Origin of the sequence: Streptomyces sp. NPDC052682 (assembly GCF_040678435.1) — a bacterium.
Lineage (GTDB): Bacteria > Actinomycetota > Actinomycetes > Streptomycetales > Streptomycetaceae > Streptomyces.
The window spans coordinates 60770-75788 of sequence record NZ_JBFATS010000023.1 but is presented as its reverse complement, the minus strand read 5'-3'; the positions used below and the strand labels follow the sequence as shown (position 1 = coordinate 75788).

The 15019-nt window shown below is 70.8% G+C and carries 12 protein-coding genes; 6 read left to right on the top strand and 6 right to left on the bottom strand.

The window, feature by feature from the left end; translation table 11 throughout:
• Window positions 1–17 precede the first annotated feature (17 nt).
• Window positions 18–1358 carry a pectate lyase gene (locus tag AB0K80_RS29565; protein ID WP_365674877.1) on the bottom strand — a complete coding sequence of 447 codons (1341 nt, stop codon included), beginning with the start codon at window positions 1356–1358 and terminating at the stop codon, window positions 18–20.
• Window positions 1359–1498: 140 nt separating this feature from the next.
• On the opposite strand from AB0K80_RS29565, the gene AB0K80_RS29560 reads away from it, so the two are divergent.
• Window positions 1499–1864 (top strand): PH domain-containing protein, encoded by a 366-nt coding sequence (locus tag AB0K80_RS29560; protein ID WP_365674876.1) that lies wholly within the window; start codon window positions 1499–1501, stop codon window positions 1862–1864.
• A 151-nt stretch (window positions 1865–2015) separates the two neighbouring features.
• Here the strand turns inward: AB0K80_RS29560 and aspS are convergent, their stop codons facing one another.
• Window positions 2016–3779: an aspartate--tRNA ligase gene (gene aspS, locus AB0K80_RS29555; protein ID WP_365674874.1), complete on the bottom strand. Its 1764-nt coding sequence runs from the start codon at window positions 3777–3779 to the stop codon at window positions 2016–2018.
• Window positions 3780–3936: 157 nt separating this feature from the next.
• On the opposite strand from aspS, the gene AB0K80_RS29550 reads away from it, so the two are divergent.
• Together AB0K80_RS29550 and AB0K80_RS29545 are read left to right on the top strand one after the other, a co-directional pair.
• Window positions 3937–6078 (top strand): SpoIIE family protein phosphatase, encoded by a 2142-nt coding sequence (locus AB0K80_RS29550; RefSeq protein WP_365674872.1) that lies wholly within the window; start codon window positions 3937–3939, stop codon window positions 6076–6078.
• 88 nt (window positions 6079–6166) lie between these two features.
• On the top strand, window positions 6167–7054 hold the full coding sequence (locus AB0K80_RS29545) for a hypothetical protein (protein ID WP_365674871.1): 888 nt from the start codon (window positions 6167–6169) through the stop codon (window positions 7052–7054).
• A gap of 55 nt (window positions 7055–7109) precedes the next feature.
• On the opposite strand, the gene AB0K80_RS29540 is transcribed toward AB0K80_RS29545, so the two are convergent.
• Complete coding sequence (locus tag AB0K80_RS29540) at window positions 7110–8087, bottom strand: pirin family protein (RefSeq protein ID WP_365674869.1); 978 nt, start codon at window positions 8085–8087, stop codon at window positions 7110–7112.
• 193 nt (window positions 8088–8280) lie between these two features.
• A complete protein-coding gene (locus tag AB0K80_RS29535; RefSeq protein ID WP_365674867.1) occupies window positions 8281–8748 on the bottom strand; it encodes an SseB family protein in 468 nt (155 codons plus the stop codon).
• Between the two features lie 187 nt (window positions 8749–8935).
• Between AB0K80_RS29535 and AB0K80_RS29530 the strand changes: the two genes are divergently transcribed.
• The 3 genes from AB0K80_RS29530 to AB0K80_RS29520 all read left to right on the top strand — a co-directional run bounded on the left by AB0K80_RS29530 (window position 8936) and on the right by AB0K80_RS29520 (window position 12723).
• On the top strand, window positions 8936–10762 hold the full coding sequence (locus AB0K80_RS29530) for an acyl-CoA dehydrogenase (RefSeq protein WP_365674866.1): 1827 nt from the start codon (window positions 8936–8938) through the stop codon (window positions 10760–10762).
• Window positions 10763–11096: 334 nt separating this feature from the next.
• Window positions 11097–12386, top strand: coding sequence for a M18 family aminopeptidase (locus AB0K80_RS29525; protein WP_365674864.1), 1290 nt, complete (start codon window positions 11097–11099; stop codon window positions 12384–12386).
• Window positions 12387–12474: 88 nt separating this feature from the next.
• A complete protein-coding gene (locus tag AB0K80_RS29520) occupies window positions 12475–12723 on the top strand; it encodes a DUF6458 family protein (RefSeq protein WP_365674863.1) in 249 nt (82 codons plus the stop codon).
• A 12-nt stretch (window positions 12724–12735) separates the two neighbouring features.
• Here the strand turns inward: AB0K80_RS29520 and AB0K80_RS29515 are convergent, their stop codons facing one another.
• Window positions 12736–14559, bottom strand: a complete 1824-nt coding sequence (locus tag AB0K80_RS29515) for a thioredoxin-like domain-containing protein (RefSeq protein ID WP_365674862.1) — start codon at window positions 14557–14559, stop codon at window positions 12736–12738.
• 30 nt (window positions 14560–14589) lie between these two features.
• Window positions 14590–14976 (bottom strand): cupin domain-containing protein, encoded by a 387-nt coding sequence (locus tag AB0K80_RS29510; RefSeq protein WP_365674860.1) that lies wholly within the window; start codon window positions 14974–14976, stop codon window positions 14590–14592.
• Between the last annotated feature and the right edge of the window lie 43 nt (window positions 14977–15019).

Genomic DNA, 15019 nt, shown 5'->3' with positions numbered 1-15019 from the left:
GCCCCTGCGTTGTTCCGTCAGGACAGCACGCCGGCGCCCGTCGTCGTCGCCAGCTCGGCCGGCAGGTTCTTGGCGGAGGTCTGGAGGCCGGCTGTCAGGGTGGGCGTCCAGTTCACCGTCGTCTTGATCTTCTTCGAATTCGCGGCGTTGTACGCGGCCACCAGGTCGGTCCGCGTGCCGTTGACGAGGTTGCCCGTGCCGGCCACCGCACCCGTGCCGTCACCGCTGAGCAGCTTGGCGGCCTTCGCGCCGGACGGCAGCGTCCAGGCGTTGTGCTCGGCGACGACCTGCGCCTTCGCCCGCGAGTCGATGCTGTACTTCGGCGCGTAGCCGTTCAGCGTCGTGGTGTCGTACGCGTTGTTGTAGAGGTGGATCTGCCCGAGGCGGGCCAGCGGGGCCCGCTGCACGATCCCCTTCCACACGTTGTGGTGGATCGTGACGCGCAGCTTGCCGGTGCTGTCGGTGTCGCTGCTGCCGATCAGCATGGTCTTGTCGTGGTGGGTGAACTGGTTGCGTTCCACGGTCACCAGGTCGGAGCCGTTGGTGATGTCCAGGGCGCCGTCGTGGACCTGGTACTTGCGGCCGAAGTACGTCTTCTCCTGGCTGTCGAAGAACGGCGCGTCGGTGAAGGTGTTGTGGTCCGCCCAGACGTGGGTGGCGCCGCGCAGGGTGACGGAGTCGTACGCCGAGTTCCACTCGCCGGCCGAGCCGTCGGTGGGGTCCCACTGCGGGAAGCAGTCCTCGGTGGCGGAGAAGGTGAGGTTGCGGACGATGACGTTGTCCACGCCCTTCACCTGGAGGCTGCCGCCCTTGATCCCGGCGTTCGTGCCGGGCACGCCGACGATCGTGGTGTTGGCCGGCACCTTGAAGACGATGGTCTTCGCCTGCCTGGCCTGCGCGGCGGCGCGGGCGTTCTCCTGGGTGCCCGAGGGCGCCTTCTTGCCCCAGGTGGCCGGGTCGTAGGCCTTGAGGTAGGCGTCCAGCGTGTAGCCGGTGCCGGCGGCGTAGTCGGCGCAGGTCAGCTTCTTGCCGCTGTCGTCGGTGTTGGCGTCGATGGTGCCCTTGACCTTGATGATCCGCGGCGTGGTGTCGGAGACGGAGCCGAGCGCCCGCACCAGCTGCGCCCGGGTGCTGACGGTGAAGATGTGCGCGGAGTCGGCCTTGGCGCCGCCGGTCGTGCCCGACCCGGAGGCCGCCCAGCCGTCCTTGGCGGGCAGCGTCTGGTGGTAGAGGTCGGCGGTCGTGGCGCCGGCGTTCGTCACGAGGACACCGGCACCGGTGGCGGCGGCCAGCACGGCGGCGGAGACGACGACGGCACGGCGCTTGCTCAGCGAGCGGCGGTGGGAGGCGGATGCCACGTATGCGTCCTTACGGGAATGGTGTGAAGGGACAGTTCATCCCCTCAGTGGCCACCGCCTCCGCAAAGGTTGCCCTGCCCGCCGCGCCCGGCGAGGATCATGGCTGGCACGTACACACGCGCACCCAGGGGGGACCCACCATGGCACTGTTCGGCAACGCCCACACCGTCGACCCGGGCAAGGCCCAGCAGGACTACGCCCGCCTGCTCGGCCACGGCGAGCAGGTGCACGCCGCGTACCTGCTGATCCGGGACACCATCCTGTTCACCGACCGCCGCCTGATCCTGGTCGACAAGCAGGGCCTGACCGGCAAGAAGGTCGAGTACCACTCCGTCCCGTACCGCAGCATCACCCACTTCTCCGTGGAGACCGCCGGCACCTTCGACCTGGACGCCGAACTGAAGATCTGGATCTCCGGCACCCCGGCCCCCATCGAGAAGACCTTCACCAAGGGCGTCGACATCTACGAGGTCCAGGCGATCCTGACCCAGTTCGTGGCGCGGTAGAACCCGCCGACCATGCCCAGGCACCGCGAAACGGCTGCCCGGGCTTCGCGACGGCCTGAACGATCCTCACCCCGGTCTTCGGCGTACCGGAGCCCTGGAGACGACGGTGGCCCGGAGCCGAGACCGGCTCCGGGCCACCGTCGTACGCGGGTTACTTCGGCTGCGGCTTCCTGATCGACAGGTGCAGCTCCCGCAGCCGTGCCTCGTCCAGTTCCGTCGGCGCGCCCATCATCAGGTCCTGGGCGTTGCCGTTGAGCGGGAAGGCGATGGTCTCGCGGATGTTCGGCTCGTCGGCCAGCAGCATCACGATGCGGTCGACGCCCGGGGCGATACCGCCGTGCGGCGGGGCGCCGAAGCGGAAGGCGCGCAGCATGCCGGCGAACTCGCGCTCGGTGGTCTCCCGGTCGTAGCCGGCGATCTCGAAGGCCTTGAGCATGATCTCCGGCTCGTGGTTCCGGATCGCGCCGGAGGACAGCTCCACACCGTTGCAGACGATGTCGTACTGCCAGGCCAGGACGTCCAGCGGGTCCTGGGTCTCCAGGGCCTGAAGGCCGCCCTGCGGCATCGAGAAGGGGTTGTGCGAGAAGTCGATCCGCCCGGTCTCCTCGTCCTTCTCGTACATCGGGAAGTCGACGATCCAGCAGAATCGGAAGACGCCCTCCTCGAAGTGCCCGGCGCGCTTGGCGGCCTCGACCCGCACCGCGCCCATGATCTTGGAGACCTCGTCGAACTCGCCCGCGCCGAAGAACACCGCGTGGCCAGGGGCCAGCGACAGGCGCTTGGTCAGCTCGGCGACGTTCTCCTCGGTGAGGAACTTGGCGATCGGGCCGGACAGCGAACCGTCCTCGCCGACCCGCACCCAGGCCAGGCCCTTCGCGCCCTGCGAGACGGCGTAGTCACCGAGCTGGTCGAAGAACTTGCGGGGCTGGTCCTGGACCGCCGGGACCGGCAGGGCGCGCACGTGCTTGCCGGCGAACGCCTTGAACTCCGAGCCCGCGAAGAGGTCGGTGATGTCGACGAGTTCCAGCTTGGCGCGCAGGTCCGGCTTGTCGGAGCCGTACTTCAGCATCGCCTCGCGGAACGGGATCCGCGGGAACGGCGAGGTGACGTGCCGGCCGCCGCCGAACTCCTCGAACAGCTCCGTCATCAGCTTCTCGATGGGCTGGAAGACGTCCTCCTGCTCGACAAAGCTCATCTCGACGTCGAGCTGGTAGAACTCGCCCGGCGAGCGGTCGGCGCGGGCGTCCTCGTCGCGGAAGCAGGGCGCGATCTGGAAGTAGCGGTCGAAACCGGAGATCATCAGCAGCTGCTTGAACTGCTGCGGCGCCTGCGGAAGGGCGTAGAACCTGCCCGGGTGCAGACGGGAGGGCACGACGAAGTCGCGGGCGCCCTCGGGGGAGGTGGCCGTCAGGATGGGGGTCGCGAGCTCGTTGAAGCCCATCGCGGCCATCTTCTGGCGGATCGCCGAGATGACCTGCGTGCGCAGCATGATGTTGCGGTGCATGCGCTCGCGGCGCAGGTCGAGGAAGCGGTACTCCAGGCGCAGTTCCTCGTTGACGCCGTCCTCGGTGTTGATGGTGAAGGGCAGCGGGCCGGCCTCGCCGAGCACCTCGACCTCGGAGACCTCGACCTCGATCTCACCGGTGGGCAGGTTCGGGTTGACGTTCTCCGCACCGCGCGAGACGACCCGGCCGTCGACCCGGACGACGGTCTCCTTGGAGAGCTTGTCGAGGGCCTCGTACGCCTCGGTCCCCGGACGGGCGACGAGCTGCGTGATGCCGTAGTGGTCGCGCAGATCGATGAAGAGGATGCCGCCCAGGTCGCGCCGATTGTGCAGCCAGCCACTCAGCCGGACGTCGGTGCCGACGTCAGAGGCGCGGAGCTCGCCGCAGGTGTGGGACCTGTACCGATGCATCGTCGTTCATCCAGTCTTCGCGGATAGGGGTCGGTGTTTCACGTGAAACTGGTCCCCAGGGTACCGGCCACCTCAAGATCGTCGCCCATCCATAACGGGACGCGTGCCTGTACGGCTTCGGTGGCAGTGTTCGATCATCTCTCCTTAAAGTGGGGCAATGCGTACTGGTGAGCCCCTGCCCGCCGTGGGGGAGGTCCTGGCCGCCCTCGCGACCGGGCTGTGGCACTGGGACACCGCCACCGGGCTGGTCACGGTCGACTCCGAGGCCGCACGGCTGCTCGGGCTGCCCGCCGAGCAGGTCAGCCTGACCGAGGCCCAGGTGCGGTCCCGGCTGCACCCGGTCGACTGGAACGAGATCACCGGGGTGGTGCAGCTGGCCGCCGCGGAGGGCACGCTCGCCGAGGTCCGGATCAGGATCATGGACGACAAGGGGCGGGTCGTCCGGGTCGTCCGCAGTCGCTCCAAGCCGTCCTTCGACCGGGTGCGCAAGGCCTACGAGCTGATCGGCACCCTCCAGGAGGTCACCGAACCCGCGCCCGGCACCCCGGCCGGGCGCAGCGCCGTCACCGGCGACTGGCGGCGCTCCCGGGAGGCGTTCCTGCTGGACGCGGGCCGGGCGCTGGCCGAGGCGCGCTCCACACAGGAGGTGCTGCGGGTCGCGGCCAACCTGGCGATGCCCGGCTTCTCGCCCGACGGGCTCGCGGTGTTCGGCGTGGAGGGCGACCGGCTGACGATCATCGGCCACCACGGGCAGCGGCCTGGCGACGAGGACCCGTTCCTGCACATGCCGCTGGACACCGACTACCCGGCCGCCGAGGTGGTCCGCACCGGCCGGGCGGTCTACCTCTCCTCGCCCGTGCAGTACAAGGCCCGCTACCCGGTGACCTGGCCGCTGGCCGAGCGCTTCGGGCGCCGCTCCTGGGCGTTCCTGCCGCTGATCGTGGCCGGACGCACCATCGGCGCGTGGCTGGCGGCCTTCGCCTATCCGGTGGCGTTCACCCCGGACGAGCGCTCGGTGCTGACGACGGTGGCGCGGATGCTGGCCCAGGCCCTGTCCCGGGCGGGCGCCGCCGAGAGCCAGCGGGAGCTGACCGACGGACTGCAGCGCACGATGCTGCCCCGGCTGGGCCCGCAGCGCATCCCCGGCATGCTGGTCGCCGCCCGTTACGTCCCCACCGGCGGCGGCCTCCAGGTCGGCGGCGACTGGTACGACGTGATCCCGCTGCCCAGCGGCCGTTTCGCCCTGGTCATCGGCGACGTCCAGGGCCATGACGTACGGGCGGCCGGGCTGATGGGCCAGCTGCGCATCGCGCTGCGCGCGTACGCTTCCGAGGGCCACCGGCCCGACGCGGTGCTCTCCCGGGCCTCCCGCTTCCTGCACGGCATCAACGACGCCGAGCCGGCCGAGCTGCGCTTCGCGACCTGTCTGTACGTGGAGGTCGACCCGGTCGGCGGGGTGCTGGAGGTGGCCCGTGCCGGGCATCCCGACCCCGTGATCCGGATGGCGGACGGGACGGTACTGACCCGGCCGACGGCGGGCGGGCTGCCCCTGGGCATCGACCCGGACGCCGACTACCCCACCACGCGGTTCGCGCTGGAGCCCGACGAGACCATGCTGATCTGCACCGACGGCCTGATCGAGACGGGCGGGCACGACCTGGAGACCGGCTGGCAGCGACTGCGGAGCATCCTCGAGGAGCACAAGGGCGACCTGGAGGAACTCGCCGACACGCTGGTGCAGGCCGTGCACGGGCCGACCTCCCACCACACCACCGGTCCGCTGGCCGACCGGCGCGAGGACGACATCGCCATGCTGCTGCTGTGCCGGGAGGGCGAGGGCTGTGGCTGCGGCGGCACGGCGAGCGTACGGCCGCTCGTGCGCCGCACCATGCTGACCGTCGCGCAGGCCGAGCCGGAGCGGATCGCGGTGGCCCGGCAGCAGCTGCGCGAGCTGTTGCACGACTGGGACTCACCGGACCAGGTGGACTCGGCGGTGCTGCTGGTGTCGGAGACGCTCACCAACGTCCTGGTGCACACCGACACCGACGCCCTGCTGACCGCGCAGGTCGACGGCGAGCCCGGCGAGCGGCGGCTGCGCGTGGAGGTCACCGACGCCAGCGACGATCTGCCGCACAAACGCCGTCCCGGGGAGCTGGCGTCCTCCGGCCGCGGCCTGATGCTGATCGAACTCCTGGCCCACGCCTGGGGCGTCGACCCACGCGGGCGCGGCAAGAGCACGTGGTTCGAGCTGTACGAGTCGGCCGACGGGTCAACACCCGGCACGGCATCAGCCTTTTGAGTGATCGGCAGGTGAGTGACGACGGCGGCCTCGGCACCGCCTGCACCATGTGTGCTCTGTTCCGTCCCGGCGGCGTAGAAGGAGCGACATGGGAACGTCGGCACCCCAGGAGGGCGAGGCCGGGGAGAACGCGAGGGAACCGCACATGCTGCGCCGGTTCAGCGAGGATCTGGCCGAGGCGACACGGCGTCAGGCACAGGCCCACGCCGAGGCGATGAGCATCAGCGTGCAGGCCGAGAACGCGGCACGACGCGCCCGCGCCGAGACGGAGGAGGACGTCGTACGGCGGATGCGGCGGGCGTACGCCCCGGGTGCGGTGTCCAGCCTGTCGGTGCGCGGCCGCCGGTTCGGGCTCGCCTTCAAGGGCACCACGGTGGGCTTCGTGGCCGCCGCGCTGGTGGCCGTGGGGGGCACGGTGGCCTACGTCCTGGCCCAGGAAGGCGGCCCTTCCGGCCGGGGTGCCGGCACCCCGCCTCCGGCGGCCGGCCCGACCGCGTCCCCCACCGCCTCGTCGCCCACCGCCTCTTCGCCCACCGCCTCCTCCCTGGGCACCTCGGCCTCACCGGCCGCCGGAAGCTCCGCCGGGGTGCAGGGGACGGGTGGTGCCGCGGCGGTGCGGGAAGAGCGCAAGCTCGTCCTGCGGACGGCGTCCAACCTGGACCTGGACTTCACCGACGGCATGGACGACATCGCCCTCTACCAGCCGTCGAACGACGACGGCAGGTCCGTCATCGGAACCAGCGGCGATCTCGCCGCCGTCAGCGGTCCCGCCGACGCCCGGACGTGCACCGCGGCCACCGACTTCGGCTTCACCGTCACCAAGAAGAACATCCGCAAGGGACTCACCGCCTGCGTGCTGACGGATGAGAACCGCGCCGCGGCGATCACCGTGCTGGGCTGGCAGGAGGACGACTACGGCCTGGTGTCCGTCACCCTGCACGCGATCACCTGGGAGAAGCCCGACGAACGGACCTGACGCGCTCCGGCGGACCCTCCGCCGGAGCGCGCCCCGAGCGCCCCGGAACCGGCGCTCACGCCTCCGGTCCGGCCTCGGACATCCCGTGCACCGCCGGGATCGTCCCCAGCCGGCCCTTCTGGAAGTCCTCGAAGGCCTGCATCAGCTCGTCCTTGGTGTTCATGACGAACGGGCCGTAGTGGGCCATCGGCTCCCGGATCGGCCGGCCGCCCAGCAGCACGACCTCCAGGTCCGGCGACCGGGACTCCTGCTGCTCGTCCGCGCGGACGGTCAGCGAGGAACCGGCGCCGAAGACGGCCGTCTGCCCCATGTGGACGGGACGGCGCTCGTCACCCACCGCGCCCCGGCCGGCCAGCACGTACGCCAGGCCGTTGAAGTCCTCGCGCCACGGCAGGGTGACCTCCGCACCCGGCGCCAGCGTCGCGTGGATCATCGTGATCGGGGTGTGCGTGATGCCGGGACCGGCGTGGCCGTCCAGCTCGCCGGCGATCACGCGCAGCAGCGCGCCGCCGTCCGGGGAGGTCAGCAGCTGCACGGAGCCGCCGCGGATGTCCTGGTAGCGGGGGGCCATCATCTTGTCCTTGGCCGGGAGGTTCACCCACAGCTGGAGGCCGTGGAAGAGCCCGCCGGACATCACCAGGTGCTCCGGCGGGGCCTCGATGTGCAGCAGGCCCGAGCCGGCGGTCATCCACTGGGTGTCGCCGTTGGTGATGGTGCCGCCACCGCCGTGGCTGTCCTGGTGGTCGAAGATCCCGTCGATGATGTACGTGACGGTCTCGAAGCCGCGGTGCGGATGCCAGGGCGTGCCCTTGGGCTCGCCGGGCGCGTACTCCACCTCGCCCATCTGGTCCATCATGATGAACGGGTCGAGATAGCGGTAGTTGATCCCCGCGAAGGCCCGGCGCACCGGGAAGCCCTCGCCCTCGAAACCGCTCGGCGCGGTCGTGACGGCGAGCACGGGACGTGCCACGGCGTCGGCGGGAGCGGTCACACGGGGCAGCGTCAACGGGTTCTCGACGGTCACTGCGGGCATGTCGGTACCTCCTCGGTGTACGCCCACTTTAGTTGAGCGTTGAACTTTCTGCCAGCAGAACAGAGAAAACCGGGAGGGCATTCCCGTACCCGGGCGCGCGTCGGCCCCAGGGGATGCAGGCAGGGCGGAGGCCGTGCGGCCGTCCGAGGAGAGCGACCGTCCGAGGAGAGCGACTGTCAGCCGTGATCCGGTGTCAGCCGTACATCCGGCGCATCGCGAACTCGACCATCTGCTCGACCGCCTTCGCGTCGAACACGATCCGGTGCTCGCCCTCCATGTCGAGGACGAACCCGTAGCCGGTCGGCAGCAGGTCGATCACCTCCGCGCCGGTGATCACGAAGTACTTGGACTCCTTGCCCGCGTACCGCCGCAGCTCCTTCAGCGAGGTGAACATCGGGATCACCGGCTGCTGGGTGTTGTGCAGGGCGAGGAAGCCGGGGTTGTCGCCGCGCGGGCAGTACACCTTCGAGGTCGCGAAGACCTGCTGGAAGTCCTCGGCGGACATCTGCCCCGTGGTGAAGGCCCGGACCGCGTCCGCGAGCGAAGGCGGGGACGGCTCCGGGTACAGCGGCGCCTGCTGCTGTCCGTACCCGCCGGGCATCTGCTGCTGCGGCGGGACGTAGCCCTGCTGGGCACCGACGTTCTGGTCGTAGCCGTACATGGGCGCAAGCGTACCGAGCGCGGTGGTCCCTCATACGGGCTCCGGGCCCCCGGTGTGACCTGTCACAGATGACCGGATCGGGGTTGCTTCTTATTACCGGCGGGTAGCATCATCGGAGCTACTTGTTGGTACGTGAACAGATGCGAGGAGTCAGTGCCTCGCCGACCCGACAAACGGAGCCGTCGCCATGGGGCACTACAAGTCGAATCTCCGCGACATCGAGTTCAACCTCTTCGAAGTGCTGGGCCGCGACAAGCTGTACGGCACGGGCCCGTTCGAGGAGATGGACGTCGAGACCGCGAAGAGCATCCTCGAGGAGCTCACGCGGCTCTCGGAGAACGAGCTGGCGGAGTCCTTCGCGGACGCCGACCGCAACCCGCCCGTCTTCGACCCGGAGACCAACACCGCCCCGATCCCCGCGTCCTTCAAGAAGAGCTACCAGGCCTTCATGGACTCGGAGTACTGGCGCCTCGGCCTGCCCGAGGAGATCGGCGGCACCACCGCTCCCCGCTCGCTGATCTGGGCCTACGCCGAGCTGATCCTCGGTGCGAACCCGGCCGTGTGGATGTACTCCTCCGGCCCGGCCTTCGCCGGCATCCTCTTCGAGGAGGGCAACGAGGTCCAGAAGCACATAGCGAAGATCGCTGTGGAGAAGCAGTGGGGCTCCACGATGGTGCTCACCGAGCCGGACGCCGGCTCGGACGTCGGCGCCGGCCGCACCAAGGCCGTCCAGCAGGAGGACGGCTCCTGGCACATCGAGGGCGTGAAGCGGTTCATCACCTCGGGTGAGCACGACATGTCGGAGAACATCCTCCACTACGTGCTCGCGCGTCCCGAGGGCGCCGGCCCGGGCACCAAGGGCCTGTCCCTCTTCCTCGTCCCGAAGTACCTGTTCGACTTCGAGACCGGCGAGCTCGGCGAGCGCAACGGCGTGTACGCCACCAACGTCGAGCACAAGATGGGCCTGAAGGTCTCCAACACCTGCGAGATGACCTTCGGCGACAAGCACCCCGCCAAGGGCTGGCTGATCGGCGACAAGCACGACGGCATCCGCCAGATGTTCCGCATCATCGAGTTCGCGCGGATGATGGTCGGCACGAAGGCGATCTCCACGCTGTCCACCGGCTACCTGAACGCGCTGGAGTACGCCAAGGAGCGCGTCCAGGGCCCGGACCTGGCGAACTTCATGGACAAGACCGCGCCGAAGGTCACCATCACCCACCACCCCGACGTACGCCGCTCGCTGCTGACGCAGAAGGCGTACGCGGAGGGCATGCGCGCCCTGGTGATGTACACCGCCTCCATCCAGGACGCCATCCAGGTCAAGGAGGCGAACGGCGAGGACGCCTCCACCGAGCACGCGCTGAACGACCTGCTCCTGCCGATCGTCAAGGGCTACGGCTCCGAGAAGGCCTACGAGCTGCTCGCCCAGTCGCTGCAGACCTTCGGCGGCTCGGGCTTCCTCCAGGAGTACCCGGTCGAGCAGTACATCCGGGACTCCAAGATCGACACCCTGTACGAGGGCACCACCGCGATCCAGGGCCAGGACTTCTTCTTCCGGAAGATCGTCCGCAACCAGGGCGCCGCGCTGAACTCCCTCGCCGAGGACATCAAGAAGTTCCTGGCGCTCGGCACCGGCGGCGAGGAGCTGGCCGCCGCCCGCGAGCACCTGGCCAAGGCGGCCGTGGAGCTGGAGGCCATCGTCGGCCTGATGCTGACCGACCTGGCGGCCACCGAGCAGGACGTCAAGAACATCTACAAGGTCGGGCTGAACACCACCCGCCTGCTGATGGCCTCCGGTGACGTGATCGTCGGTTACCTGCTGCTCAAGGGCGCCGCGATCGCCGCCGAGAAGCTGCAGACCGCCTCCAGCAAGGACAAGGCCTTCTACCAGGGCAAGATCGCGGCGGCGAAGTTCTTCGCGGCCACCGTCCTGCCGGGCGTCACCCTGGCCCGCAAGGTGGCCCAGGGCGTCGACCTGGAGATCATGGAGCTGGACGAGGCCGCGTTCTAGGCCCGGCCACGGAACCTGCGCCCCATGCCCCGGCGCCGCGGATGTCCGCGCCGCCGGGGCATGGCGTATTCCGTGCCGACCGGACGCGGGAGTTGTGCCGCCACGTCGAACGGGGCCTGCGGCTTCGCGCCCCCGCGGGCGTCTGGCCGCATCCGCCGCACCGGCCCTGTCCGGGGCCGCCGGCGTCACACTGACCACCGCCACCGCCGCCTCGGCGGCCGGCCTCGACGCGCCGATGCGGCTCGACCGACCCGCCGGTCCTGCCGAGATCACCGCACGCGGGTCCGTCCCTTCTCGCAGGGAACGGGCCCGCGTCCGTCGTTAAGGTGAACCCATGACTTTCGACCGCGGCCACACCGACGATCTGATGACCTTCCTGGCGGCGAGCCCGACCCCGTACCACGCCGTGGCCAACGCCGCGGAGCGGCTGGAGAAGGCCGGCTTCCGGCAGGTCGCGGAGACGGACGCCTGGGACGGAACGGCCGGCGGCCGGTACGTGCTGCGCGGCGGCGCGATCGTGGCCTGGTACGTCCCCGAGGGCGCCGCGCCCCACACGCCGTTCCGGATCGTCGGCGCCCACACCGACTCCCCCAACCTGCGCGTCAAGCCCCGGCCCGACAGCGCGGCGCACGGCTGGCGGCAGGTCGCCGTGGAGATCTACGGCGGACCGCTGCTGAACTCCTGGCTGGACCGCGACCTCGGCCTCGCGGGCCGCCTGGTCCTGCGCGACGGCTCCACCCGCCTGGTGAACGTGGACCGGCCGCTGCTGCGGGTGCCCCAGCTCGCCATCCACCTGGACCGCTCGGTGACCTCGGACGGCCTCAAGCTCGACAAGCAGCGGCACATGCAGCCGGTGTGGGGCCTGGGCGACTACGTACGCGACGGCGACCTGATCGCCTTCCTGGAGGAGACGGCCGGTGTCCCGGCGGGCCAGGTCACCGGCTGGGACCTGATGACGCACTCCGTGGAGCCGCCGGCCTACCTGGGCCGCGACCGCGAGCTGGTGGCCGGCCCGCGCATGGACAACCTGCTGTCCGTGCACGCGGGGACGGCGGCCCTGGCCGCGGTCGCCCAGTCGGGCCCCGACCTGCCGTACATCCCCGTCCTGGCCGCCTTCGACCACGAGGAGAACGGCTCCCAGTCCGACACGGGCGCGGACGGCCCGCTGCTCGGCACCGTGCTGGAACGCTCGGTGTTCGCACGGGGCGGGTCGTACGAGGACCGGGCGCGGGCCTTCGCGGGTACGGTCTGCCTGTCCTCCGACACGGGCCACGCCGTGCACCCCAACTACGCGGAGCGGCACGACCCGACGCACCACCCCCGTGTCAACGGCGGCCCCCTCCTCAAGGTCAACGTCAACAACCGCTACGCCACGGACGGTTCGGGCCGGGCGGTGTTCGCCGCCGCCTGCGAGAAGGCGGGCGTGCCCTTCCAGGCGTTCGTCTCCCACAACTCCATGCCGTGCGGCACCACCATCGGCCCGATCACCGCGGCGCGGCACGGCATTCGGACCGTCGACATCGGCGTGGCCATCCTGTCGATGCACAGCGTCCGCGAACTGTGCGGCGCCGACGACCCGTTCCTGCTGGCCAACGCCCTGGTGGCGTTCATGGAGGCGGAGTAGACGTCCTGTCAAGTCCCTGTGAGGCATGGGCCGTGCCCGGCCGGGTACCCGGAGGTGACCGGAAGGACCGGACAGGGAGGCGACACTCATGGGCCTCGGCGGATGCATCATCCTCATCGCCGTGGGAGCCATCCTCACATTCGCGACCGACTGGAAGATGCAGGGGGTCAACCTCGACCTCGTCGGCGTCATCCTGATGATCGTGGGTCTGATCGGCGTCACGACGTTCAGCAGCATCGCCCGGCGCCGGCGCGTGGTGGTGCCCCCGACGACCCCGGTCGTCGAGGACGACCGGGTGCACCACCGGCACGGCTACAACGACGGTTACGGCGTCTGACGGGTCCCCGGCTCAGGCGTCCAGCCCGGCCAGGACCAGGGGCAGGCGGTCCGTCCCCCCTTCGGTGAGGCGGACGGGCACGCCCCAGTCCTGCTGGTGGACGTGGCAGGCCGGGTACTCGTTGGCCGGATCGTCGTCGCAGGAGGCGGCCATCGCGGACACGTGCAGCACGCCTTCTGGGACGGCGGGATCGAGCTCCAGGGCGCGGGACAGATCGGTTCCCGCGCCTTCGCCGTCGCGCAGCAGCTCGGGCGGGGTGGCGGAGACCAGCAGCCGGGTCGAGGGCCCGTAGCGCGTGTCCAGCTTCTGTCCCGCCGGAGCCTCGAAGATCACGTCCAGCTGGAGCCGCCCGGGGGCGACCTCGGTGGCTTCCCGCTGCGTACGGTGGGCGACCCCGGCGACCTGCACGGCCTCCTCCGGCAGCCGCAGCCGGGTCAGCCGGTGCCGGGCCGACTCCACGACCACGATGTCCTCGCCGACGAGCACCGCGTCGCTGGGTTCGCGCAGGTCGGTGGCGAGCGTGGTCACCTCGCCGGTCGCCGGGTCGTAACGGCGCAGGGCGTGGTTGTAGGTGTCGGCGACGGCGACCGACCCGTCGGGCAGGGCGGTGACGCCCAGCGGGTGCTGGAACAGGGCTTGTCCGGCCGTGCCGTCGCGGTGGCCGAAGTCGAACAGGCCGGTGCCGACGGCGGTGTGGACCGAGCCGTCCGCGCCGACCCAGCGCAGGGCGGAGGTCTCGGAGTCGGCGAGCCAGAGGCGCTCGCCGTCGTGGGAGACCGCGAGCCCCGAGGGCTGGGCGAACCAGGCCTCGGCGCCGGGCCCGTCGACGAGCCCCTCGTTGGTCGTGCCGGCCGTGACGGTCACGGTCCGCTCGGCCGGGTCGTACGCCCACAGCTGGTGGACGCCGGCCATCGCGATCCACACCCTGTCCTGCCACCAGGCGACGTCCCAGGGGGAGGAGAGGTCCACCTCGCGGGCCGGACCCGAGGTGGGCGAGCCCTGCCACCACTGCCGGCCCGTGCCCGCCAGCGTCGTGACCTCGCCGGTGGCCACCTCCAGCCGCCGCAGGGCGTGGTTGACCGTGTCGGCGACCACCACCGAGCCGTCGGGCAGGAGGGCGAGCCCCTGCGGCTCGTTGAAGGCGGCGGTGTCCGGGCCGCCGTCGGCGAACCCGCGCACCCCGGCGCCGATCCGCCGCACCACCGTCTCCCCGTCCCCCGCCAGCTCCACCAGCTGGTGCCGGGTGGTGTCACTGACCAGGAAGGTGCCGGACGGCAGCAGCAGCGCCTTGCCGGGGAAGCGCAGCGCCGTCGGCTCCGGCTCCGGCGGCACGTACGGCCCGTCGCCGCGCCGGAGCGTGCCCTTGGCCCCGTGCTCGGCCTCCAGCTCGCTCACCAGCCGCTCGATGGCGTGCACATGCCCCTCACCGGCGTGCTGGGCGACGACGTACCCCTCCGGGTCGATGACGACCAGCGTCGGCCAGGCCCGCACCGCGTACTGCTTCCAGGTGGCGAGCTCGGGGTCGTCCAGCACCGGGTGCTCCACCCCGTACCGCTCCACCGCGTCCACGACCGCCTGGTGCTCCGCCTCGTGCACGAACTTCGGCGAGTGCACCCCGATGACCACGACCGTGTCCCGGTGCTTGGCCTCCAGCTCGCGCAGCTCGTCCAGGACGTGCAGGCAGTTGATGCAGCAGAACGTCCAGAAGTCCAGGATGACGATACGTCCGCGCAGGTCGGCCAGGGTGTACGGGGTGCCGCCCGTGTTCAGCCAGCCGCCCTTGCCGATCAGCTCGGGGGCGCGGACGCGGGCGCGTCGGGGTGCCGAGTGGTTCATGCGTTCCAGGGTGCCACCCGGCACCGACACTCACGTCAGCGCGTGTCCCGTCGTGGCGTCCACATGGTCGGGGACGTCGTCGTGGCGGTCGCCGACCGTGAGGGTGCCGGCCGGCTCGAAGAGCAGCAGGGCGGTGGGCACGGGCGCGTACGGCTTGTGCTCGGTGCCGCGCGGGACGGTGAAGACGCTGCCCTTCGGCAGGACGACCGTGCGCTCGGTGCCCGCCTCGCGCAGGCCGATGTGCAGCTCGCCGTCCAGGACGAGGAAGAACTCGTCGGTGTGGTCGTGGACGTGCCAGAGGTGCTCGCCCTCCACCTTGGCGATCCGCACGTCGTAGTCGTTGACGGCGGTGACGATGCGCGGGCTCCACCGGTCGGTGAAGGAGGCCAGGGCGTCGGTGAGAGAGATCGGTTCCATGCGGTCATCGTGCGGGGTACCGGGCCGGGCCCACGAGTGCTAG